Source organism: Bacteroidota bacterium, assembly GCA_016718825.1.
Lineage (GTDB): Bacteria > Bacteroidota > Bacteroidia > J057 > JADKCL01 > JADKCL01.
Genome location: JADKCL010000006.1, coordinates 140,608 through 164,340, shown reverse-complemented (window position 1 = coordinate 164,340; position 23,733 = coordinate 140,608). Strand labels below are relative to the sequence as shown.

Below are 23,733 nucleotides of genomic sequence, written 5' to 3'. Positions count from 1 at the left end.
AAACTAAAATCTGTACCTACTCTTCTGGCTTTTCGGCAATCGCCCCGTTTTTTACTGTGGTCGCTGGTCTCCACGCTTCGTCGCCGAATCTACCAAATTTCGGGCCATTTCAAGATGTTGCTGCGGCTGCAAGCTGAAAATGTCTGATATAAATGGCCTGCATCCACACCCATGATTGGCCAAAAAAGTCGCAATTCGCCTACGAAATTTTCAGCAGCTCTTGTTTGAAAGCTACAAAAGGCGACATTTGAGGAACTACGTCTGCGGCCATACAATTGAATTCAAGATGAAAAGACATTTCTATTGGCTGCTCGGACTCTGTTTATTGGTTTTTGGCCAAGTTTCAGCTCAACCTTGGGATTGGGTGGTCTCTTCCCATCGATTTGGTCCAGCATCCTTTTCTGACAACAGAGTCATCGACATGGCGGTGAATGCCTCGGGCAATGTGTTTGCGATCGGCACCTATACTGCGGGCATCGGAATTCGGCATCTTGATATGAGCGGAGGTGCCGTCAGCCCCTTTTTTACGCGATTGGATACCAATGGCTTTCCGATATGGCTCAAAAATGCGCAATCCCCATCCTGGGTCCTGTTGGCAAAGGCAGTTGCAGTCGATCAACACGACAATACTGTCTCATCAGGCGATTTTTCCGATATAGCGTTGTTTGACACACACCAAATCCATACAACCACCTTCCAATATGACGGTTGGCTCGCAAAAATGGATCCCAACGGCAATTGGTTGTGGGCAAAAGGCTTTGGTGGTGATAGCGTAGATCGGGGGGATGAGGTTGCCATTGACGCCCATGACAATATTTATGCAGGTGGTCAATTTTCAAAATTGGCCCATTTCGACACGATCAACGTAGCCGCAGTTGGAAAGATGGATGGGTACCTCGTCAAGCTGTCTCCATCAGGGGAGATCCGCTGGTTACGGACTTGTGATGGAATCGGCGAAGAATATGTCAACAAAATTGTCCCCGCGGCATCCGGGGATATTTATGTTGCAGGCAGTTTTGAAGATACAGCAACGATTTTTGGGCAACAATTCACAGCCCCGTTGGCCACGCGTGGGCAAAATTTCATTGCAAAGCTAGATTCGCTGGGTAACACGCTTTGGGTAAAGACTGTAGGCTGCCCGACCTATGCTGCAGGAAATCAAGAACTTGAATTCGGGGTCGACCTTGCAGACAACATTTATTTTGCGGCAGACGGCTATACGGAATGCTACTATGATCAAATTAACATCTCAAACCCAGGTCGTGTGACCTACTATGGCAAACTTGATCCGCAGGGAAATTTACAGTGGTTAAGACACGATTCCTATACCAACTCCAACTCGCAGCATGTTCAATTTATGCGCGGCATTGCCGTTGCAGACAATGGTGACGCGGTGGTCACCGGCTATGCAGCATCGCTTGGTACCGTCGATTTTTGCAATCCCTATTCACTGCCAATCAACTCCTATTTTACGATTCATAGCGATGCTGCGGGCAATTGTGTATGCTTTGAGAAGTTCAAACATTTTACCTACCTGATGGAAATCACCGATGACGAAATGTGGCTCGGTGGCGGGTATTTCTATGAGCTGGAATTGGATTCGTTTCATTTACAGGCAATTGACAGCAATGATGTGGAGGCTTTTGTGGCGCATCGCTTTCGCAATTGTGTCCCCGTCGTGTCAGTTGCTGAGGAAAGTCCAGTACCCCAACTCCTCGCCTATCCCAATCCGTCGGATGGCAGTTTTTCGGTCGCGCCATTGGGCGAAAACTATGTACAGCTCCGAATTCTCGATGCCTTGGGTCGCCAAATCCTCGCGAAATCCCTTGATCCGAGAGCGCCAACAGTGATTTCCAATCTGCCTGCGGGAATCTATCTTTTGGAGGCGGATGGTCCGGAGTTCCTTCGAATGAAAGTCGTGGTTCGGAAGTAGGATCAACCCCGTCACGCTTTTGTTGCAAAAAGGCCAATGTTGCAGCCGAATTCGACCTCCTTTGCGCCAGAGATATTTCTCCAAAACCGCAGCGAATTGTCATCTCCAACCGCTATCTTTGCCTCCAAATTGATAATTAAGGTCAAAAATGGATATCACCTACAATCTCATTAAGCCCCTCATCGTTGACGTTGAGGTTCAAGGACAAAGGGTATTTGTCGAATTCCAACAGCCTGATTCAGGCAATTTCGTGGAAGCCCAAGGCCCGATTCGCCAAAGCAATTCCGTTGGCAGCGCCATCGGTCGCTCGGTCAAGCGCACTGCGATGCAGCAGGCCCGCTCCTCCATCACCCGCATGGTCGGCAGCCTCTTCGGCGGCGGATTCCTCGGTCGTACCGCCCGCGCAGCCACAAGCACCGCAGCAAGCGAATTCACCCGCAACCAAAGCAGCAATTCCAACGCTCCTTCGGAAAGCGAAATCGAAGACGCCGTCGTTGCAGCTTTCAAAACCGTGCGCACCCAATTCCACTACGACGAAGGTACCGGCACCTGGGGCAAACCCAAAGCAGCAGCCGCGCCACGCGAAAAGAATGCATTCGAAACACAAATCGATAAAAATCCGATCGTCGACCGTCACGACCGCAAGGTGTTTGCACGTATCCTCGCGGATCTTGCAAGCGCAGACGGCGTGATTCAGGACGAAGAAGTCGAATTCTTCCAGTCCCTCGTCCCAACCGATGCCGGTTCGATCCACGACATCATCGCGAGCGAGCCCGTCTCCAAAGTCGACTGTGAAATGGTCAAGGATGGCGTGCGCGACACGATCTACATCTTCTCATGGGCCATCGTGATGGCTGATTACGAGATCCACGCCAAGGAATTGGAAATGATGGCCAAATACGGCGACATGCTGGGCATCAGCGCCTCCCGCAAAACCGAATTGGAGCACAATGCCAAGATCCACATGCTGGAGCAAGCCCTCAACGTCGACATCAGCCGCGAAGACCTCTTCGAATTGGCCGACAGCTTGAATCTGAACCACGACGATGCCGAGCGCGCCAAAATCGCCTGGGTCCGCCGTCAGGGTTGATTTTTAGCAGGATTAGAATAATTCATTCGCCCTTTGTAGGGACAGGTCGCAACCCGTCAATACAAAGGGCGAATTGATTTTGGACGATTGTCATGTCGAGCGAAACCTGGCCGTGTACCTTGCTACCACCCATCGTCATGTCGAGCGAAACCTGCTGAGAGCGCAGCGAAAGCGGGTGAAGCCGAGACATCTTCGGATTCAGTAACACCCGAACCCTGACGAATTAGACTGACATGCCGCACAAACCCACGCCGCTGTCCAAGTCCGCCGTAGATGTCTCAGCTGCGTTTCGGCGGTGCTGCGCACCCCCTTCACTTCGTTCGACATGACAAAAAAAGCCCCCACATTTTCCTCCCCGCTCTTCCTTACCTTTGCCCAAAATTGAATGCCATGCTGCCTTGGACGCGCTTATTCGGAGTTTTGATTTTGTTGATGTTGGTTGGCACCGCCAAAGGCCCAAGGTTTTGGCCCTTCGACCTTGCAAAAAAGCATTTTCTCCCTAACCGAATTTCATTCGGAGGCGGAATATGACAAAGCAAATGGCATCCAACATACCACCACACGCACGCTCAGCCGCAAATGCATTCTGAATCAGCAGGTTTACGGATGGCATCCCGCGTGGTCGGGAACGGCCTACCAACGCTATGACTTCGCCTTGCTCTCCACGGTCGGCTATTATTCCTACGAAATCGATCCGGAGACGGGCAGCTATACAACGATCCACCAATGGCGGGAAACCGGCCTCGTGGAAATGGCGCACCACGCCGCGACGCAAGTCGAATTAACCGCTTCCCTCGCTGGAATTGCGAATACCACCCGCTTTCTGGGGGATGACCAAGCCCGCAAAACGTTCTGTGACAGCATCGTTGCCCTTCTCCAATACAAGGATGCCGATGGCGTCTGCCTTGATTTCGACCATATTTTGCCCCGATTCGCAGGAAAATTCAACACCCTCGTCTCCGAACTCGCCACCGCCCTGCATGCCTGGCGCAAATCAGCCACGATCACCGTCGTCTTGCATCCCGAAGGACCCGAACAGGGTTACCTCCTCCCCGACCTGTTGCCCCTTGTGGACCGCTTCATTGTCATGGAAAATGAACTCCACGGCAGCGATGCCAAGGAATCCGGTCCCGTTTCGCCTTTGTTTGCAGGGAAATGGGGCGAATCGAGCTTCGAACATTCGATTCAGACTTGGTTGGAGAAGGGCATTCCGAAAGGAAAATTGTTGATCACGGTGCCTTATTATGGCTACGAATGGCCCACAGCAACCGCGCTGCCCGGTTCAGCGACAAAGGGAAAGGGCAAAACCGTATTCCTGCGCGACTACGAAAGGCAGGATTCGAGCGCCTTTTTGCAATGGGACAGCACGAGTACCACGGGTTGGCTGCTCCGCGAAAAAGGCAATGAAAAGCGGCAACTCTGGATCGACCAAGTGAGCAGCCTCGGCGAAAAATACGCGCTCATCAAAAAAATGGACATTGCAGGCGCCGGCATCTGGGCGCTCGGCTACGACCACGAAAGCGACAAATACTGGAACCTGCTCAAAGGCTACTTCGCGGACTGCGGCGCAGGCGAATCCGACCAATTGACCCAAGACACCAAACCCGTCGCCCCCGGCATGGACGGCCAAACCTCCGCCGAACGCAACACCTGGAACTGGGTCTGGATGCTCGGCGGCGGCGTCATCGCGCTGGTGATCATCGTTTTGGTCAAGAAATACCTTTGAGAATTGAGAATTGAGAGTTGAGAATTCGCCATTTCGCCCCGAAGCGGCCGTCTATTGCTAGATGCCCGCGTTGCCAACCCTATCACCACGCGGTGTTTGGGTTGGCAACGCTCTACTGGCAAGATCGGTGTTGCCCCAGCGGGAAAAAAATCGGTGTGGGAAACGGCAACGCCCTGCCGCCAAGATCGGTCTTGCCCCGGAGGGGGTACAGTATGGTAGAACAAACGGATCGAACCATTTGAATCGTCCGCGGGCTCTCGCCCAACGTGAAACGTGATCAGTCTACCATACTTCACCCTCCGGCAGAAATACCTCCATGCCACGATTGGATTTGTTTTCGCAATGCTAGATGCCCGCGTTGGCAAAATCGGCTCGGACACCCGATCCCCACAATAAAGCCCCCACCGCCAAACCGAAAAATATTTCCAATTATTTATTGTTTATCAATAATTATTCACCGATAATTGCAAAACATTTATTGATTGAAAGCAATGAAAACGCAACAGGTTATCGGAATTCTTCAAGTGGTTTCTTGGATCCTATTCATCGGACTCTGCATCCAAACCGGTGCCATGGTGATTTCTTTGGTGATCAGCACATTCATCAACCACGATGGAAGCGCCAATTTTTACCGGGGAATGGACCTCTCCGAATTGATGGCCTACAGTCAGTGGCATTATTTGGCCCATGGAAGCCTTTTGGTCTGGCTTTCGGGACTCAAAGCCTTCCTGTTTTATCAGGTCGTGAAAGCGATCGGCAAAATCAATATCACCCATCCCTTCAGCAAGGACATGGCGCAATTGATCTCGAAGATGAGCGGCATCGCCCTGCAAATCGGGATTACGGCCTTGCTCACGCAGTTGTATGCAGGTTGGTTGGTCGAGGAACACGTACACTTTACGGTCCACGCAGAGGGCAGCGAATTCCTGTATTTGGCAGGGATTCTCTTTGTGATTGCCATGATTTTCAAACGCGGCATCGAAATCCAATCCGAAAACGAACTCACCATCTGAGCCATGCCGATCATTGTAAATTTAGATGTGATGATGGCCAAGCGCAAAATGTCGCTCAACGAATTGTCTGCAAGGGTTGACCTCACGCTTTCCAACCTGTCGATTTTGAAGACCGGCAAGGCGAAGGCGATTCGCTTCAGCACCTTGGAGGCGATTTGCAAAGCCCTCGACTGCCAACCCGGCGACATTCTGGAATTCGAAAACGAAGACAAAAAAGGCGATGCCGCAGTGAAACAGGGGCGTTCCGAAGGGTGATTTTTGAACTTTTGCAGAATGGAACGAACACGTTGGCACATTGACCGCGTTGCCAACCCTATAACCACGCGGTGTTTGGGTTGGCAACGCTCTACTGACCACATAAAACAGACCGGCGTTGCCAACCCTATAACCACGCGGTGTTTGGGTTGGCAACGCGCTATTGACCGGCCGGCGTTGCCAACCCTATCACCACGCGGTGTTTGGGTTGGCAACGCTCTACTGACAGGATCCATTGCGAACAATCCATTGAAACCGCCAAAGGTCCACCTGCGGCGGATGACGGGTATGGCGTTGATGTTAGCGTCTGCGACGCAAAAAAGAACTGCATTGCAGTCATCCTGCGAAGCAGGACCTTTGGCGGATAGAAACAAACATCACCATTGCAACACGATGATTTCGGCATTCACCCATTCGAACTGCCCAACAGTCATTGCTGTCAAAATCGGAATTCTTAACGAGACTCGAATTTACCCCTAAAAAGTAAAATCGGCCTCCATTGCCTCCAGAATGACTTCTGAAGTCACTCAAGGGACTTTGGAAGTCACTCAAGGGACTTCGGAAGTCACTCAAGGGACTTTGGAAGTCACCCGAGGGACTTTGGAAGTCACTCAAGGGACTTTGGAAGTCACCCGAGGGACTTCGGAAGTCACCCGAGGGACTTCGGAAGTAGATCGAGGGACTTCCGAAGTAGATCGAGGGACTTCCGAAGTAGATCGAGGGACTTTGGAAGTCACTCAAGGGACCTTGGAAGTCACTCAGGGGACTCGGTCAAGTCCCTCAAGGGACTTATAGCAGTCACTCAAGGGACTTTGGAAGTCACTCAGGGGACTTGTGGAAGTCACCCATGGGACCTCGGAAGTCACTCAAGGGACTTTGGAAGTCACTCAAGGGACTTATGCAAGTCACCCAAGGGACTTCGGAAGTCACGCGAGGGACCCCAACAAGTCAAACGATGTACTTCGGAAGTCCCTTGGGCCATTTTGACAAATCCGCCTTCAAAAAGAACCATCGCAAACACTGTTTCCAGGAATAAAACCGCGGCATTTGGCTACTTTTGCGCGGATTTGTTCCGTTGCGGCTTGCATTCGGACGTAAAAGCGTTCGCGGATTGGGTCGAAGGTTGGCATTAAAACACAGGGTTCAAAAAGGAGTACCATGTCCATCACAGAAGAATCAGAATTAGTCGGAATGCAAAAGGCGAGCGAAGCCGTCGCTACCACGCTCAAAGCCATGTGCGAATTTGCACAACCCGGCAAATCCACCAAGGAATTGGACGAATTCGGCGGGCAAATCCTCAAGGACTTCGGCGCCCAATCCGCTCCGCTCCTGACCTACAAATTTCCCGGCTACACCTGCATCAGCCTCAACAACGAATTTTGCCACGGCGTCCCCTCCGACAAACGTATCCTGCAAGAAGGCGACCTCATCAACATCGATGTCTCCGCCGAATTGAATGGCTTTTGGTCAGACAATGGCGCTTCGTTTGTCCTGGGCAACGACATTCACCACCACCAACAACTGATCACGGCTTCGGAGGAAATTTTGCGGAAGGCCATTTTCAGCATCAAAGGCGGCGTGAAAATCGCGGACATCGGCCATTTGATGGAAACGGAAGCCAAAAAACGCGGCTACAAAGTGATCCGCAACCTGACCGGCCACGGCGTCGGCAGGAGTCTCCACGAAGAACCCCACGAAATCGCGAATTACCGCGACAAGGACAATCAAACCCGCTTCCGCAAAAATTCGGTGGTGGCCATCGAAACCTTTATTTCCACCCACTCCACCTTCGCCGAAACCCAACAAGACGGCTGGACCATGATCGGCAACAAAGGCGGCTTCATGGCGCAACACGAGCACACCATCGTGGTCACGGACGGGCGGCCGATTGTGCTGACAGCGGGGAATGGGATTTGGGGGTGAGGAGAGGGGTTATCTGCCATTTTGCAAATGATGGGGGCACCTTACGGAGCTCAAAAAGCCGAAGAAGCAGCCGAACTTCAGGTTGCTGGTGGAGCAGCGGCTGGACCCGATGGTGAAGAAATAAGGGGTCGAAAAATGAAAGCCCTCCCGCTTGTTTGATCGTCAAAGAGTTCGTAACTTCGGCTTGAAAACTTAACCTTACAACGCATGAAAGAACACCTTAATGCTGCACCAATACCTTCGGAGAAATCAAGTGAGTCCGGGTTGACGATGGCACCTCCGCCTTTCCAACTGTTGGCCTCGGCGGCGGATGGCAATGCTGGAAGCCAAAGAGCACAGTCCCTTGACGAATCGGGATCCAGCCTTGAAGCTGGTGTCGAAGTATTACCTGGGGAAGTGAAGGTTCCCTTCGAAGAAAGGGCCAAGCCGGGAAGTCATTACATGCCGTTTTGTGACTTTATCGCCCTGTTGCGAAAGGAGGAGGCCCGGTATCCCAAGGAAGCCCAAAATATACCCATGATGATCACGCGGCTACGGCGCATCTTCTATGGGACATCAGGCTGGGAAGATTTTCTGATCCCAAGGCGCAAGGAGGTTCCGTCAAGGTATGAATCCGTGCCGAAAGAAAAACGGGAGGAAGAAATCGATCTTGGGTGGCAGAGCACACGTACGTATCAAGATCCACCTGACGTTTACTATAAACAAGAAGGAAAAAAAGATGAGAAATTGGAACTGATGCAGCCTTTCAAAGGCCAAAAAGACATCTATCCTCAAGAGGTGCAGCTACCCAACGGCCAACTCGTGGATATCGGACATGTACTAGCCGGCTTGGACGCCCTGAATTATCCCTCAGCAGTGGGATTGCCGCTGGGAATCGGTCCAATGGTGGAGGATAATGCCGCAGCCGCGACCTGGATCGGGGACCTGGGGAGTGCCGTTGCTGAGACCGTCATGCAACACTTCAAGGGTGCGGGCCCAGTCGATGACCAAATCACTCCCGCTCAAATCCAAGCACAAGTGGATGCCCTCGCACCTGCAAGAGACATGCGCGGCAACCTGGATGCTTATGTGATCGCATCACATTTTGACACGATGTCAGTGGGACAGATGACGGTGACCGATATACTGGAGAGCTATTACCTGAGCAGCAATCAGAAGCAGTTCAAGCCTTACACCACTTTTGCGGACGCCATCGGCCTTGGATTTCTAAAGCAAGGCGGTGGCGGCGATGCTGAAAATAAATGGATCAATGATGCAGCGGAACAAGTCTCGCAGGCTGCTGAACAATATGTCCTGTTGCAACTGGAAAGCAAGGTGGATCAGGCCGCAGTTGTGGCAAGTCGGATTCACCGAATCGGAAATTTCTGGGAGCTGAGCGAGCGCCTGTTGGTGGGAATGATCAACTACATTCATGGGAAAATCATTCAAGAAAGCAAGCAGGGCTAAGGTGATCGTCGCTTGGTTGGTTTCAATGTGGCTGGTGTCCTGCCAAGAGCTGCCCGCCTACGATCTTGTGAGCGATGTGCCCGATTCCCTGTTCTGGCCAGAACCCGCAACGACCGAGGAGGGTGGACTGTATGCTTACTTGCGTGAGCCCTTGATGATCGGAGGCGTCCCTTGCAAATGCGATCAGGAGAATCCGTTGGGATTTAGTGTCGAATCGCATCCCAATGGGCGGCTAGCACATTGCTGGTTGGAATATCCCGTCACTTTTCAAAATGTGCATTGCAAGGAGTTCATAGCCTTGCATCAAAGTGGCAGACTCGGCTGCACGGTATCGACAAGGGAATACGAAGTCAATGGTGTGGCTTGTAAGGCTGGCCATATTTGTTTTCATGAAAACGGCTGGGTTTCGTCATGTATTCTCGCTGAGGACTGGGAAAAGGGCGACCTTTTCCTGCCCGCTGGTACGATCGTGAGCTTTTGGGAAAATGGAATGCCGAGCTCCGTGTCGGCCTACGGCGTGAAAGTAGGTCAAAAAGAGTACCGCGGATATGATTTAGAGTTCGACGTCGATGGAAATCTCACTTTGGTGCAGGAACGTGGAGGTCACGCTGGTGGCTACTGAACCCGCTGGATGCCAAATGCTTTACAGATTTCAACTAAATCTCCGAACATCAGCAATGCTTCACCAAAGATTGCAACAACTAGGCATAAAAATGAAAGGTCCGAGTGCTCAAATCTGATCCACATTAAGTCAAAATATCACAGCCAAAATATGACGGAATACCCACACGCAATTGACCCAGAAATGGTTGGGGAATACCCTGCAACGGCAAAATCTGGGGGTGGCCATCGAAACCTTCATTTCCACGCACTCCACCTTCGCCGAAACCCAACAAGACGGCTGCACCATGGTCGGCAACAAAGGCGGCTTCATGGCGCAACACGAGCATACGATTGTGGTCACGGATGGGCGACCGATTGTGCTGACGGCGGGGAATAGGATTTGGGGGTGATGGTGCTGGCGCTTTGGGGATCGCGGGTGTTGTTGGCACGGTTGCATGCGTCAGTGAAGGAGGCTGCCATTTTACAGATTCTCGTTGGAGGGGTTGGATTTTTTGCTATTTTAGTAAATATGGTATGGAGTATTTGTCTATTGATCCAATTTGGAGTACTTTATGCAGCAAATAGCGTAAAGCAGATTGTCATGGGAAACCCTAAAACAGACAACAGACAATGAGTATATTTAAAAAGCTATTTGGTGGTTCTGACAAATCGGCCAAAAATTCGGAGAACAAAAAACTCGACCTTGAAAAACTGTTATCGTCTGACGACATAAATGGTAGCATAATCGAACTTGACAATTACATTGGTGACCTTTGCTCGTACGGAGACGAAATGAACAAGCTAACAGAGCAACAGAAGCAATTTTATTATAATCAATGTTTGGAGAGAGAAATAAACAATGGTGGGTTTACCCAATACTTTTTTAACTCAAGTGGCGACTTTGCACATAAGACACTTCAATCTTTGCTGACAATAGGTGCAAACAAAACGGCTGACATTTTACAAAAAGCAATTGACCAATTCCCTAGTGGAAATGTTCCAGAGGACAGAACAAAGCGACAAGAAATTCTAGAGCAAATTCAAGAAACAGCAGACCTTGTTTGGGAAGAACTTGACCAAAAGTTTTTTACATGCGAAGACGACTTGAACACACTGAATATTGAATTTGTAAGAAAAAATAACGACAAATTTTAACTCGATGGAAATAAGGGCAACCCATAACAACACCTACCCAAAAGGCGGGGTTTTGTGTTCCAAAGACAATTTTGTGGTTAACCAAACATTAGCATTTCAAATCAATTTTTGTGGTAAAAGTCCTGGCATTCGGGTAGCTGCAAAACGTTAAAAGTTTAATAGACCACCATGAAACAAAAGAAAATACGTAGACATAAAAGGATATGGAAAGCCATTGAGAATTGGCGTCTTGGCAATTTAGACCTCAATTTGACCGGCTATTTATTAACGCAGGAAGACAGATACTACGCAAAAATTCGCGTTCATCCTTGGAACCGACTCTCATTAACCAACAGTGTCACTCCCGAGCCCAGAGGAATGACAAAACAGAAGATTTTAAGCGGACTTATTGATATCTATGAAGATTGGAAAAACCAACTCGACAAATTAGGACAACCCTATTACCTGAAAATATGGCTATTTGAGCCACGATTTTCTAAATCTCAAGTCGTATGCGCCATCGGCAACAGCATAGCCTTTTATGAAAATACGTTTTTCGAACCCGAAGTGAAAAGAAAATTGATTCCTGCCAACTACGGAAAATTGAAGGACAGACTTGAAAAACTCAATTGGGACTACCGTTTGGACGAAGACCACTACGACAACACCGAAGTTGGAGAACCTGAAATTTATGCATCAAGGCAAGACTATGAAGACGCGAAGAAGTGGTTTGAAAAACTGCTAAAGAAGCCGCATCGAACTTACCAGTTGAAAGTACCAATTGGCGAGCGAACTGAGTCATATTCATTTAAACGTGGTGACCTATGGCTTGGTGGACAGAAATGAAGAGGCCGTTCAAGCCGTGACTTGGGTCAGGGCGGGTGAGTGGCAAAATTGAAGATTTGTGCTTCTATCCCATTTCAGTGCAAGAAGATCGTTTTCGTTTCCAAAATCGGCATATATTGCTAGCAAAAAAAACGTTTGGTATAACTTCTATAAAACAACAACAATTATGGGACTAGACATTGATATCAGGGTAAATAACTACGATGAAATTTTCACGGATGACTACCATGATGAAAAGAACGACTACTTCCACAAGCACAATTTGAGCAGAACATTTTGCAATTTTATCTGTCGACAAAATGTAATCAGCCACGAGGCAGAACTTGATCAGATTGGAAGAATAACGGGCGTTGACATCGCATCCATCTATGAAATGGAAAATTATCCCGACGATGAAGGACTGGAATTTTTTCTTGAGATGGCTGAAAGTGAAGAGGAAAAGCAGAATATCCTGAAAGGCGCAGAAGAGAACAAAGTAGAATTGCAAAGCAACATTGACCAAGTGCTATTGACAGTTGCGAAATTGATTGAGAAGCTCAGCCCCATTGACAATCTTCCATCTTTGCTACTGCCGACAGACTTTGACACGCTGCAGAACGAAGAATATTTTTCAGAATTTAACATCGACAAAGGCGATGGCTATATCGGGAACAACTTCGGCCAAGATTTACGAAATTTTCAGCGGTTCTTGGAATTTGCCAAGGCCAACGGAACAACGACGGTATGGTTTGGCTATGGGTGACGACCATTCTGCGATTTATCACAATAAAAACGTCCCCGGAATTGCCCCAAATTGCAAGAAAATCCCCTTCGACGCCCATCATTTCGAACGCCACGAAAATATTCAAGCGGCTAGACAACGGCATTCCAATATTCCCTATTTTAGACACTAGATGCGCAACGACATTTGGAATTGGATAGGTTTTGGAATCCTTCGTGCCGCGGGACGGCTTAGGCGCAGGGTCGGCAACAAGCTTACCCATCAAAAGATCGTGTACAATTTCATTTTGCTACTCTGCATTTTCCTCTTCGGGTGTCCTTCTATAATCCCCAAAAGGGTTGATGATACAGCTGATGCCAAATCATCAACCACTCCATCAGCTGATTTCACAACCAGCAGGGATAGCCTGATTTCCTTGCTACCCAACATGAAAGCTGAGAACCTTGACTGTTCAGCTGACATTTATTGGAGAATTATCCAACGAGGTCAAGCATCAATTCCTTTGCTGATTGAGAGTTTGACGGACACCACCATGACGCCTGTTTACGATCCCTGCAAAAAGGGCAATTTGAATGTTGGGGAGATCGCTTACTTTGCATTGGCAGAATTGGCCGAATTCCCAGCCTACGCTGTTACGCAAATTCAATTCGACGTAATCGACAAAAATGGCTGTTGGAGTTTCTTTGATTTTCTCTTTGAAAATCACAACAAAAAAGAGTACCAGAAAAAAGTCATGGAATTTTACGCCTCCAACAAGTTTGTTTTCCATTCCTTCGATGCAAGTGAATTGAATGCATGTCGGAAGAAATACCACATAACTGGAAAGCTACAATGGAAAGAATAGCGCCTTCAGAACGACCTGCTTCGTACAACCTGCCCAACTTCAGGAAATATTTCACGCATTCTTTGCCATTCATCCTTATCTTCAAGGTCTATGGCACGGATCATCTCTCCATCGCGGCAATGGTGGATTGGCATTCGCAACGGCTTGTGGCGTGCATTTGACAGTGAGAAAAGCTTTAGAAGCAAGAACATGGATAAAACAATGGCTTCAAGAATAATCCTTCCCCTTTTGCTGCTACTGCTGCTGACAAGTTGTTCTGCAGACCGTTCAAATGCTACCGAGTCAATACTGACTTCACAGGAAGAAAAGGTCCGGCAAGATACTGCCGTGATCGAGGTGGATATCCAACCTGTCGGTATCGACCTGTTTATCGACAGCATGAGGGCTGAAAATTACCTGTTGGATACCAACCGAATAAAACAGACAATTTGGTCATCGATGGCTGATCATCCCAATGCCGTTGACAATGGTCATCCCGTAATTCAATTCCCTTTTCCCGTCGAAAGTTTTCAAGAACACTTCACGCATCCAAGGACATACTTTTTTGCGCATTGGAACGAAACTGAAAAAACATTTAAGAACGGTACCGACTATTTACTCATGACCTGGACCATTGACAGTGCTGGCATACTGAACGAGAAGGAAATCTACGCTTCGCTACATGAATATATGGGCAATTTCCCGTGCTACATTTTCAGGAGCAACAATACCGTGTATGCCATGAGTCACCGCCTTACGACCGCCGCTACTCGGACCCGAGAATTGACTGAAAGGTTAAGGGACTATACAGACAAAAATGCAATCCTGTATAGACCGTTTGGAGGAAGTGAGGCCAAGTGATGGACCTTTGTTGGAGGCCAAAATGCGTCCCATTCGCTTGGGATGATGTTGTGAAACCGCAGACAAATGAATGCGGCACGAACAACCCGCAACAAGTGCGAAAGGATGGTAGCTTTCCTCGAAATTCACCTACAAATTCAATATTCCCAATTCTCCCCCGTAACTTCACCTTCAATGGAAACTGATGGTTACCAATAAAGTGGGCCCCTACCACACCACGCACTGCGAAGACCGCCAACAATTCCACTTCCCTCACGATGGATGTGGAATTGTTAGCGGTGATGGATGGCTGCTGCTCAGAAACTGTATGCTTCCCACGTCTCCACCCTTAATCCCAAAATCAACCACGCATTATGAAAACAGTTTTCCTTTTTCAGCATTCCTACGACGTCGGCGAAAACGACGAATACCAAGAAACAAAGATCATTGGCGTTTGACACTTCTCAATTGAAAGCATCACAAATCACTCAACATTCGCTGCATTCACATCATGGGCATTCAATTTTTCACTATTTTCGATCATCAATGGGAAAGAAAAATTGTCTGGATTTGGGTCTGGGAGAGTATCGGACGCAGTTTTTTGCTGCGATCAAGACTATGAATGCTGGCTTACGAGGCCTTCGAAGGGTATTCCAATTTGATCAATTCCACAACGAAATGAACAGAACTTCTGACAATTTGAATTCGTTTGGAGTGGTCAAACCAACCATTTTGATGATGCTAAAATATGCCGCCAATATTCATCCCTCCAAAGTACTTTTGATGCTTGCCTGGATGATCGTGTATGGAATGTCCAAAGGACAATATCCCTTTGAAAAATATCCAGCGATTGATTGCCAAGAATACAAGAACTGGACCACCTATAATAAGCTGGAAAAAGAAAACAAGCTTCACCATACCATCACGATTCCAAGATTCTTCAACACAATCGACTCTCTTACAACGCAATTGACGCTTTTCGATACGCTCGACTATTCAATTGTGAGGCTTTTCAAAAACAAACAACAAATTCAAAAAATCACATTGCCAGATGCCTTTTATGGAATAACTGACCCTTTACCACTTTATATGGCTGACTTCAACAGTGACAGCCTCATGGATATCAAACTTCTTATTCCAAGCCATGGTTCAGGAGGGATCAACTACTATGCTAGGGTAATCTACTTACTTCAAAAGCCGGATGGCACTTTCAACAAGATTTCCTACACCGATTTGTTTGAGGAATTCAAGAACAGATTGGAAAGAGATGTGGATGGAGATGGCGTTTTTGAAGTAATTACCCAAACATTTCAAAGATATCAAAGTCACAATTATTGGCTGTTTGATTTGTATGCAATCAAAGATGGCAGCTTTGAAAACGTAAATTTCAAGGATAATTACCCGATCATGGTCCAACTGCTTTTCCGCCAAAATTTTGCGGTTACGAACAATATCACACGGGAAAAAATGAAGGATTTTGAGAGAAAGCTACCCATTGATTACAGCAAATAACCTTTTTCACACCAAAAAATGCACCAAGACTCCCACCTCCAAATAGGCTCCTTCCACACCACCCACTGCGAAGACAGCCTGATCGCCACCTCGCTCACGATGGATGTGGAGCTGTTGGCGGTAATGGATGGCTGCTCTTCGGGGACGGATTGTTTCTTTTCGGCGACGATGGCGGCCAAGTTGCTGCGGAAAATCGCGAACGAAATGTACCACCTGGATTTTCGGGAGCCGGTTCAAATGCCGCTTGCCGTGTTGCTGGAAAAGGTGCTTTCGCAGTTTTGGACCGAATTGCGCAGCCTCGTGAACCAATTGCAATTGTCGCGCAACGAGTTGCTGTTTACGTTGGTCATTGCCTTGGTCGACATTCGGCGGCGGACGGCGGAGGTATTGGTGGTTGGCGACGGGTACGTGGGCTGCAATGGGACCGGCCAGGAATTTGACCAAAACAACCGCCCCGATTACCTTGGTTACCATCTCGCGGAGCCCTTCGGCGAATGGTGGCCCCAACAACGGCAACACCTGCAATTCACCGAAGTGCGCGACCTGAGCATTTCCACCGACGGCATTTTCAGCTTCCGCGAAGCCGAAAAAGGCCTTTTCCCAGCCACCTCCGAACAGGAAATCGTGGACAAAATCCTGCATTCGCCCGGCAAAATCAAAGCCAAGGTCGCTGAAATCCGCAGTGTGTATGGATTGGCGCCGGCAGATGACTTGGGGATATTGCGGATTGTGTTGGAGGGGTGAGGCATTGCGGCGTGATCAGCTTTGGGTTGATTTCAACGCCAAGAACGCCAAGGTTCGCAGAGATCGCAAAGTCAACATGAATCGCATCATCCATTTCCCATTGCTTGCGCGAACCCTTCGGGTTTACTGACGTGATATGCTTCGCAATTCTCCATTATCAATTTTCCATTATCAATTCTCCATTAAAAAGCGTACCCCGCCGTCACCACAAACGCTGGCAAAAATTCGGGTTTGATTTCTTTGTGAAAGGTTCCGAGCATGGGGGTGAATGCCGTTTTGAAGAGGATCGGGCAATTGGGATGCTGAAAGCGATAGCCGACGTGGAAGGCCGCGTATTCTTCGACACCGCTGAACCGCATTCCGAACATCGAACCGAAGAAGTTGTAGTCGTTGGTGAGGAGAATGCCAGCGCCAACTTCGGCGTGGTGGCCGCCCGCGATGGTCATCACCTCATTCAGTGTAATCGGCACCTTAAAACGGATGCCCGTCTCACCCGGATAAGCAGGATAAATCCCGACGCCACCGCGCAAAACGGTCTTGAAACGTTTGCCATTGTGCTGCACACGTTCATAATTGACCGAATAAAATCCGCCGTGGCCGAGGAAATCGACTTGGATTGAATTCATCTTTGCAAACGGAAGGGGGCCCGTTTTTTCGGGATTTTGCGCGAGACCGAAGCCTGCAAACGCGATCAAGGCAATCAAAAGGGCGAACTTTTTCATCAGTTTTTGTTGAGAGGTGAATCAATGAATTGAAGTTACCCAATTCTGCTACCGAAAATCAAGCGGGAATCCTGCCTTCCTCGGAAATTGCGGAAGGGCAGATATCGAAAGTCTGTAATCCAGCGAGAAAAATGCGCATCCTTTCTCCGAATGCCTGCAGGGCGCAACCAATTTTTTCCTAGTTTCGGTCAACTGAAAATACGATGAAAGCGACAGAAAATACCGTTGAAGAGATTCTGAAAAGCGTTCCGGCAGACAGGGCGGAGGCATTTAACAAACTGCACGATGTGATTGTGCAGAACCTGCCCGAAGGTTTTGCGCCTGCGATGAGTTACGGCGGACTGGGTTACGTCGTTCCGCATACGCTGTATCCGGCGGGTTACCATTGCAAACCGAGTGAGCCCCTCCCCTTCGCGGGCCTCGCCTCGCAAAAGAATTCGATCAATTTTTACCACATGGGCATCTATTCCGACCCCAAATTGTTGGAATGGTTCGTCGCCGAATATCCCAAACACAGCAAACAAAAGCTCGACATGGGCAAAAGCTGCATCCGCTTCAAAAAAATGGAGGAGATCCCGTACGCACTCATCGGGGAATTGATGCAGAAAATGACGGCGCAGGATTGGGTGGATCGCTATGAGTCTATGTTGAGGAAGTAGGGAGTGCTGGGTTGTTGGATGGGTGTGCGCATGCGTTGTTGAATCGGAGTGCTCATGAGTGCGTCGAATCGGTATGCGCATGGGTTATTGAAGGTGTGTGAGCATAGGTTGTTGAATGGGTGTGTGCATGCATGGGTTTCTAGGCAGGAGGCCTTGAACCATTCACTTTGGCGCAAACGGATCCGCTCAGCTCACAAAAAATACCCCACCCGAATGGACGGACAAATTTGCGCCAAACGCAACCCATAAAACTGGGGCCGGATCCTAAGCAGAAGCAATTCTTGCATTCCCACAAACCATATCGCCACCATAGTACTGATCCTTGCCTCCACAACTATTGCAGAATAAGCATCTTCCTGCCACGTACTTAGCTGGCGTAGGCAGCAAGAAGCCTCATTAGCGAATTCCTGAACGAAATTGACTAATGTCATTACCAATACCTCCATTCTTAGTCAACGCTCAAGGCTATCTTTGCCATAGCTTGTCAATCCTTTCGGTAAAGTTTCTGAAACTCAAACTATTTTTTCTATATGATTGGTAATCATCGTACTTATTGTTACATTGGGGCAATGATTAGAATTGTCAATGCCCTTAACTCCAAGCTAGGTGCATTGAGTTTGGAGTTTGCTGAAAATCCACATTAAAGAGTAGGCATGACAGTTTTTCCCCTCTAATATGAAAATGTCAAGATTTTATTTCGCATTTACTTTCTTCGTATTATTTGCAACTCGAAGTTTCGCCCAAACGGCATGGGATACAATTTTCTATTTGGGTTATACACAATTCGACGAAGTTTCAGGATATGGTAGCTATCCACCGAATTATATGGCACCAGGTCAGGTTTTCTCGCTTTTTCACATAGCATTCCCTGAAGATTTGGACAATGATTGGGTGCTAAATGATCAACGAGAAGATTCAGTTGTACATTTGATTCACTACTATTACCAGCAGACATATAAAGGTCTTAGAGTCGAATTAGCTCGCTATAAAGAACATGTGGACGCTAATAATGAGTTTGTAATACATGGTGATGGGAAGATCGTTTCTGATCTAGATGCAGATGCGACCCCTATCTCTAGCGAGAGTGAAGCAATGGGCCAAATTCTTAATGAATATTCTGGAAATACTTTCGCCTGGATGGATGACGCCTGGGAGGCTCAAATCCAAGAAGATCAAAACGACCCATATGCAACGAATTACCCGATAGGCGAGCTCATATGGGCTGTGGATAGTCTCACTGATTTGCCGTCATATTATATTCCGGGTCAAAGATACATACTTGCTTGGGCCTTTGAAGTTCTGAGCCTTGATCCTGCCTTCCATAGGAGAATTTTTGTAAATGCGAATACCGGTGAGATTTTTAGGGAGGACGAACTAGATTGCTTTAATGGCCCTGGTAGCACATGGTCTCATGGAACGCGGACGATTGACACTCAAAAACCTGGTGGCAATTGGATATTATTTACAGACGATAATAACAGAAATATTCATACAAAAAAAAGCGGCATTCTTGGACCAGGTTGGGGAACAAGCTCCAATTATTCGGATAGTGACGACGATTGGGATGTAGCTGATATTGCTGGAACTTCTACGCATTGGTTTGCATCTGAGAGTTGGGATTTTTTCCAAGATGCCCCATTCAATTACAATGTTCGGGCAGCATTTGGGAACTTTTCTGATCACGAATTGAGAATAATAGTCGATATTGATGACGATGGGGGTGGACCACGAGGCAGGTTGTACAACGGATATCACTATCTCCAAATTATGAAGTATGCACAAGGTGATGATCAAGGCAAAGCGCTAGATATCATTGGGCATGAATTTACACATAGAATGCAGGAATCTCGTCCAAATTATTTGAAAAACGATGCGCAAGCTGGTACTTTGAAGGAAGGACTTGGTGATATTTTCGGAGAGCTAATCGAACTGCGTACCGATGGTTCCATGGACTGGATTCATGGTGGAGATCCAGGAACAGTTGAGACGCGAAATTTTACGGATCCCAAATCTGATGGATCACATAATGTAATCAATTCCCCTTGTTCCACTAAAGTTGCAGGGCAGCCAAATACCGTTCTCGGCGAAAATTGGTACACTGGAGCTTGTGATAATCACGGTATGCATGGGAATTCTGGCGTTGTAAATTATTGGTTTTATTTACTTTCTGAAGGAGGAAATGGCACCAACGACTTGCCACATTCCGACACTTATGACGTACAAGGAATCGGAACAGAAAAGGCGGGATTAATCGCATTCTACATTATGATGTACTATTTAACTGATGATGATGATTTTGAGAAAGCACGTGCATCTTCGATACTTGCAGCGCAGGCCTTATTTGGACCATGCTCAAATGAAGAAATCCAAACCACCAATGCATGGTATGCCGTAGGAGTGGGCGATGTTAGCGCTTGTCCACCAATAACTTCGCAGGATCCGGCACACGCCAAATTGGAACCCATAATGATTTTTCCCAATCCATCATCGGGGAAGTTCTTGGTTGAATTTTCAGATATTCAGGAGTTTCAGTCCTTGGAAGTGTTTGATCTAATGGGAACAAAAATAAGAAGCTATTCACTTACAACATCAAATCAAATTGAAGTTGATCTTAGTAGTTATGCAAGTGGAATATTCATTGCCAAAATCCAAGAAAAAGCTGGGTCAAGATCATTTCAATTGGTTAAGCAATGAGATTGAAGTATTATTTTTTCCAAAGATTAGCCACTGTGATCGCCCTTCAATTGGCGATCACAGTGGCATTAGCCCAAAGTCCAGACTCTCCAAGCGTTAAAAGGCAAAAAAACAATATTTTGGGAGTCATTTTTTCCCTTCACGAGTACTTCGACGGCTCTCCCATCGTACAAAAGCCTTGGCCATCTGGACTGAGGTGGACAAATTTGGCATTCGGCTTGGAATATGACCGAAAAATTGGTAAAAAACATGGATTTGTAGTATCTACAAGCTATAGCTACCTAAGTTATTTTGTCACTTATGTTCAGCAACGAGGTGATGTTTCGGAGCGTCAGAATTGGTTTTTTGATGGGTACTATCAATACAGAATTTTAGATAGAAAGAAAACGAATGTAAGTGCTTTGCTAGGAGCTAATTTTAGATACGGGTTTGAATCTGTGCTTGCATATCGGTTTGGGAACACTTTCGTACGAGATGATTTTGATATGCAAGATTATGGTTTTACGCTTGGCCTAAGAGCGAATCAAGTGATATTTTGGAATTTTGTATTGACTGCAGACCTACGATTCACACAATATCTTTACCGATATGCCTATCATCAGCCGAGATACTCTTCTTATCTTTACCCCAATCGTCCTAATTCCAATATGTTCACGATGCAGATTGGTTTTGGGTATCAGTTTTAATTTGCTTTATTAATTGAATTCGGCAATCACTTGTCAGAGTTGGGAAATGTGCCTTGTTGTGAAGAATAGCCCACACAACCCTGGCCAGCCTCAAAACCATCAGCAACAACGCAATCCAAACAACAAATCGCATCCTGAATCGCCGTATATGTTGTGGTAGGGTCAGGTCGCGACCTGACCCTACCACATCACAATCGTGGATAAAATCCATTCCCCAAACCCTCAAACCCGTCCCAAAATCAACCGAGGCGCATCCACCCGCACATCCCCCAGCACATACGCATGCCGCAATTCCTCCGTCGCACCCGCAATCAACGCCCCATCATTCGCATACAACGTCGCCAACGAATCCCCCTTCCTTACTGCATCGCCCACCTTTTTGTGCAGCAAAATGCCTGCCCCGAGGTCGATGATGCTGTCTTTGGTCGCACGGCCTGCGCCGAGCAACATCGAGGCATGGCCCACTTGCAGGGCCACCAAGTCCACGACAAATCCGTCGCGGTCGGCCAACAATTCCTGCGAATGTTGGGCACCGGGCAGCGTCTCGGGATGGTCCACTTGGCTGCCATCGCCCCCTTGGGCGACGACCAATTCGCGGAGCTTGCGCAGGGCGCTGCCGGAAGTAATGGTCGCTTCGAGCAGCGTGCGGGCCTCTTCCAAGGTCTCGGCTTTGCCGCCGAGCATCACCATGGCACTGCCGAGGGTCAGGCAGAGTTCGTGCAGGTCTTCGGGGCCTTGACCGCGCAACGTTGCAATCGCCTCCTGGATCTCCAGCGCGTTTCCGACGGCAAATCCAAGCGGCTGACTCATGTCCGTGACGAAGGCAACGGTGCGTTTGCCCATTCGCTCGCCGATTTTGACCATCTCACGGGCCAATTCGAAGCTGTCTTCCACCGTTTTCATGAAGGCGCCCGAACCCGTCTTCACATCCAAAACGATGGCATCGCAGCCTGCGGCGAGCTTCTTGCTCATGATGCTGCCGGCGATGAGGCTCACGTTTTCGACGGTGCCGGTCACGTCGCGCAAGGCGTAGAGTTTTTTATCTGCGGGGACAAGATTGGCCGTTTGCCCGGCAATCGCAATCCCGATTTGGTTCACATTTCGAATGAAGGCATCCATCCCCATTTCGATCGTGAAGCCGGTAAACGACTCCAATTTGTCGAGGGTGCCGCCCGTATGCCCGAGTCCGCGTCCGCTGAGTTTGCCCACGGGCACGCCCACGGCCGCGACCATGGGTCCGAGCACGATGCTGGTTTTGTCGCCGACGCCGCCCGTGCTGTGTTTGTCAACTTTGATGCCTTGGATGCCGCTCAGGTCGATCGTGTCGCCGCTGTGAATCATGGCTTCGACCAAGGCCTGCGTCTCCTCCCCTTCCATTCCCTTGAAAAAGATCGCCATCATCAGGGCAGAAACTTGGTAATCAGGAATTTCGCCGCTCGTAAATCCCTTCACCATCCATTGGATTTCAGCCGTGGTCAGCACTTCGCCTTCCCGCTTTTTCAAAATCAAATCGACCATTCTCATAAATCAGGCGATATTTTGGACGATGCCATTGACAAGACGAATGAATTTAGGTTTGGCTTGATTGGCGACCGCCACGACGTGGGCATGTTCCAACGGCACAAGGTTGTCGGGGTCGGCCATGTCGGTGATGCAACTGATTCCCAACACTTTGATGCCCATGTGAACGGCCACAATCGTTTCAGGAACGGTACTCATGCCGATGGTGTCGGAGCCGAATCCCTTGACCATGCGGAGTTCGGCTTTGGAGAAATAATAGGGGCCACTGACCGCAGTATAAATGCCTTCGACGGTCTCGACGCCCAATTCGGCAGCGACCTTTTTACCCAGCGCGATCAGCCCCTTGTCATACGCCGAACTCATATCGGGAAAACGGGGGCCGAGGTCATTGAAGTTCTTGCCAATCAGCGGATTGTTTCCGATGAAATTGATATGGTCGGTGATGAACATCAAGGCGCCGGGATAAAAACTCGTATTGAGCGCGCCACAAGCGTTGGTCACGATCATCGAGGTGATTCCCAGCGCTTTAAAAACCCGCACGGGAAAGGTGACTTCTTGCAGCGAATAACCTTCGTAGAAGTGAAATCGGCCTTGCAAGGCAATCACGGGCTTTCCCATCAACATTCCGATGACCAATCTCCCCGCATGCCCTTCGACAGTGGAAACCGGAAAATGGGGAATGTCGTGGTAATCAATGCGAACGGCGTCCGTGATTTCGTCGGCAATGTCCCCGAGTCCTGAGCCCAAAATGAGGCCGATTTGCGGGGAAATGCTGCTGCGACTGCGAATGTAATCGGCCGCGGCCTGAATTTTTTGAAGGAGAGAAACTTCCATTGCTGTGC

At 48.4% G+C, this 23,733-nt stretch carries 22 protein-coding genes and 1 pseudogene; 20 read left to right on the top strand and 3 right to left on the bottom strand.

Annotated elements, in window-relative coordinates; genetic code table 11:
* Nucleotides 1-286 precede the first annotated feature (286 nt).
* The 17 genes and pseudogenes from IPN95_08955 (at nt 287) to IPN95_08875 (ending at nt 16,609) form a co-directional block, all read left to right on the top strand.
* Nucleotides 287-1,933 (top strand): T9SS type A sorting domain-containing protein, encoded by a 1,647-nt coding sequence (locus IPN95_08955; protein ID MBK9449529.1) that lies wholly within the window; start codon nt 287-289, stop codon nt 1,931-1,933.
* A gap of 148 nt (nt 1,934-2,081) precedes the next feature.
* Nucleotides 2,082-3,023, top strand: coding sequence for a TerB family tellurite resistance protein (locus IPN95_08950; protein ID MBK9449528.1), 942 nt, complete (start codon nt 2,082-2,084; stop codon nt 3,021-3,023).
* A 439-nt stretch (nt 3,024-3,462) separates the two neighbouring features.
* The gene (locus IPN95_08945; protein ID MBK9449527.1) at nt 3,463-4,749 is read left to right on the top strand and encodes a hypothetical protein; all 1,287 of its coding nucleotides are present in this window, start codon (nt 3,463-3,465) and stop codon (nt 4,747-4,749) included.
* A gap of 491 nt (nt 4,750-5,240) precedes the next feature.
* Nucleotides 5,241-5,762 (top strand): DUF2975 domain-containing protein, encoded by a 522-nt coding sequence (locus IPN95_08940; protein MBK9449526.1) that lies wholly within the window; start codon nt 5,241-5,243, stop codon nt 5,760-5,762.
* Nucleotides 5,763-5,765: 3 nt separating this feature from the next.
* On the top strand, nt 5,766-6,017 hold the full coding sequence (locus tag IPN95_08935; protein MBK9449525.1) for a helix-turn-helix transcriptional regulator: 252 nt from the start codon (nt 5,766-5,768) through the stop codon (nt 6,015-6,017).
* Nucleotides 6,018-7,175: 1,158 nt separating this feature from the next.
* Nucleotides 7,176-7,940: a type I methionyl aminopeptidase gene (gene map / locus IPN95_08930; protein MBK9449524.1), complete on the top strand. Its 765-nt coding sequence runs from the start codon at nt 7,176-7,178 to the stop codon at nt 7,938-7,940.
* A 207-nt stretch (nt 7,941-8,147) separates the two neighbouring features.
* A complete protein-coding gene (locus tag IPN95_08925; protein MBK9449523.1) occupies nt 8,148-9,386 on the top strand; it encodes a hypothetical protein in 1,239 nt (412 codons plus the stop codon).
* Nucleotides 9,352-10,008 carry a hypothetical protein gene (locus IPN95_08920; protein MBK9449522.1) on the top strand — a complete coding sequence of 219 codons (657 nt, stop codon included), beginning with the start codon at nt 9,352-9,354 and terminating at the stop codon, nt 10,006-10,008. Before IPN95_08925 ends, IPN95_08920 begins: the two co-directional genes overlap by 35 nt.
* A gap of 205 nt (nt 10,009-10,213) precedes the next feature.
* Nucleotides 10,214-10,399: pseudogene (locus tag IPN95_08915) on the top strand (type I methionyl aminopeptidase).
* A complete protein-coding gene (locus IPN95_08910; GenBank protein ID MBK9449521.1) occupies nt 10,399-10,623 on the top strand; it encodes a hypothetical protein in 225 nt (74 codons plus the stop codon). The pseudogene IPN95_08915 and the gene IPN95_08910 overlap by 1 nt, the downstream one beginning before the upstream one ends.
* The gene (locus IPN95_08905; GenBank protein ID MBK9449520.1) at nt 10,620-11,144 is read left to right on the top strand and encodes a DMP19 family protein; all 525 of its coding nucleotides are present in this window, start codon (nt 10,620-10,622) and stop codon (nt 11,142-11,144) included. The genes IPN95_08910 and IPN95_08905 overlap by 4 nt, the downstream gene beginning before the upstream one ends.
* 168 nt (nt 11,145-11,312) lie before the next feature.
* Nucleotides 11,313-11,969 (top strand): hypothetical protein, encoded by a 657-nt coding sequence (locus IPN95_08900; protein MBK9449519.1) that lies wholly within the window; start codon nt 11,313-11,315, stop codon nt 11,967-11,969.
* 166 nt (nt 11,970-12,135) lie between these two features.
* Nucleotides 12,136-12,711, top strand: a complete 576-nt coding sequence (locus IPN95_08895) for a hypothetical protein (GenBank protein ID MBK9449518.1) — start codon at nt 12,136-12,138, stop codon at nt 12,709-12,711.
* Between the two features lie 496 nt (nt 12,712-13,207).
* The gene (locus IPN95_08890) at nt 13,208-13,534 is read left to right on the top strand and encodes a hypothetical protein (protein MBK9449517.1); all 327 of its coding nucleotides are present in this window, start codon (nt 13,208-13,210) and stop codon (nt 13,532-13,534) included.
* 90 nt (nt 13,535-13,624) lie between these two features.
* Nucleotides 13,625-14,374: a hypothetical protein gene (locus IPN95_08885; protein ID MBK9449516.1), complete on the top strand. Its 750-nt coding sequence runs from the start codon at nt 13,625-13,627 to the stop codon at nt 14,372-14,374.
* A gap of 525 nt (nt 14,375-14,899) precedes the next feature.
* A complete protein-coding gene (locus IPN95_08880) occupies nt 14,900-15,865 on the top strand; it encodes a hypothetical protein (protein MBK9449515.1) in 966 nt (321 codons plus the stop codon).
* Between the two features lie 18 nt (nt 15,866-15,883).
* A complete protein-coding gene (locus IPN95_08875) occupies nt 15,884-16,609 on the top strand; it encodes a protein phosphatase 2C domain-containing protein (protein MBK9449514.1) in 726 nt (241 codons plus the stop codon).
* A 182-nt stretch (nt 16,610-16,791) separates the two neighbouring features.
* On the opposite strand, the gene IPN95_08870 is transcribed toward IPN95_08875, so the two are convergent.
* The gene (locus IPN95_08870; GenBank protein ID MBK9449513.1) at nt 16,792-17,331 is read right to left on the bottom strand and encodes a hypothetical protein; all 540 of its coding nucleotides are present in this window, start codon (nt 17,329-17,331) and stop codon (nt 16,792-16,794) included.
* Between the two features lie 203 nt (nt 17,332-17,534).
* Here IPN95_08870 and IPN95_08865 point away from each other — a divergent pair, with 203 nt between their 5' ends.
* The 3 genes from IPN95_08865 (at nt 17,535) to IPN95_08855 (ending at nt 21,370) form a co-directional block, all read left to right on the top strand.
* Entirely contained in the window at nt 17,535-17,990 is a 456-nt protein-coding gene (locus tag IPN95_08865) for a DUF1801 domain-containing protein (protein MBK9449512.1), read from the top strand.
* 681 nt (nt 17,991-18,671) lie between these two features.
* Nucleotides 18,672-20,684 carry a M4 family metallopeptidase gene (locus IPN95_08860; protein MBK9449511.1) on the top strand — a complete coding sequence of 671 codons (2,013 nt, stop codon included), beginning with the start codon at nt 18,672-18,674 and terminating at the stop codon, nt 20,682-20,684.
* The gene (locus IPN95_08855; protein ID MBK9449510.1) at nt 20,681-21,370 is read left to right on the top strand and encodes a hypothetical protein; all 690 of its coding nucleotides are present in this window, start codon (nt 20,681-20,683) and stop codon (nt 21,368-21,370) included. Before IPN95_08860 ends, IPN95_08855 begins: the two co-directional genes overlap by 4 nt.
* Before the next feature lie 222 nt (nt 21,371-21,592).
* Here IPN95_08855 and IPN95_08850 read toward each other — a convergent pair whose 3' ends face one another.
* Nucleotides 21,593-22,894 (bottom strand): pyrimidine-nucleoside phosphorylase, encoded by a 1,302-nt coding sequence (locus IPN95_08850; protein ID MBK9449509.1) that lies wholly within the window; start codon nt 22,892-22,894, stop codon nt 21,593-21,595.
* A gap of 3 nt (nt 22,895-22,897) precedes the next feature.
* Nucleotides 22,898-23,725 (bottom strand): purine-nucleoside phosphorylase, encoded by an 828-nt coding sequence (locus IPN95_08845; protein MBK9449508.1) that lies wholly within the window; start codon nt 23,723-23,725, stop codon nt 22,898-22,900.
* Nucleotides 23,726-23,733 lie beyond the last annotated feature (8 nt).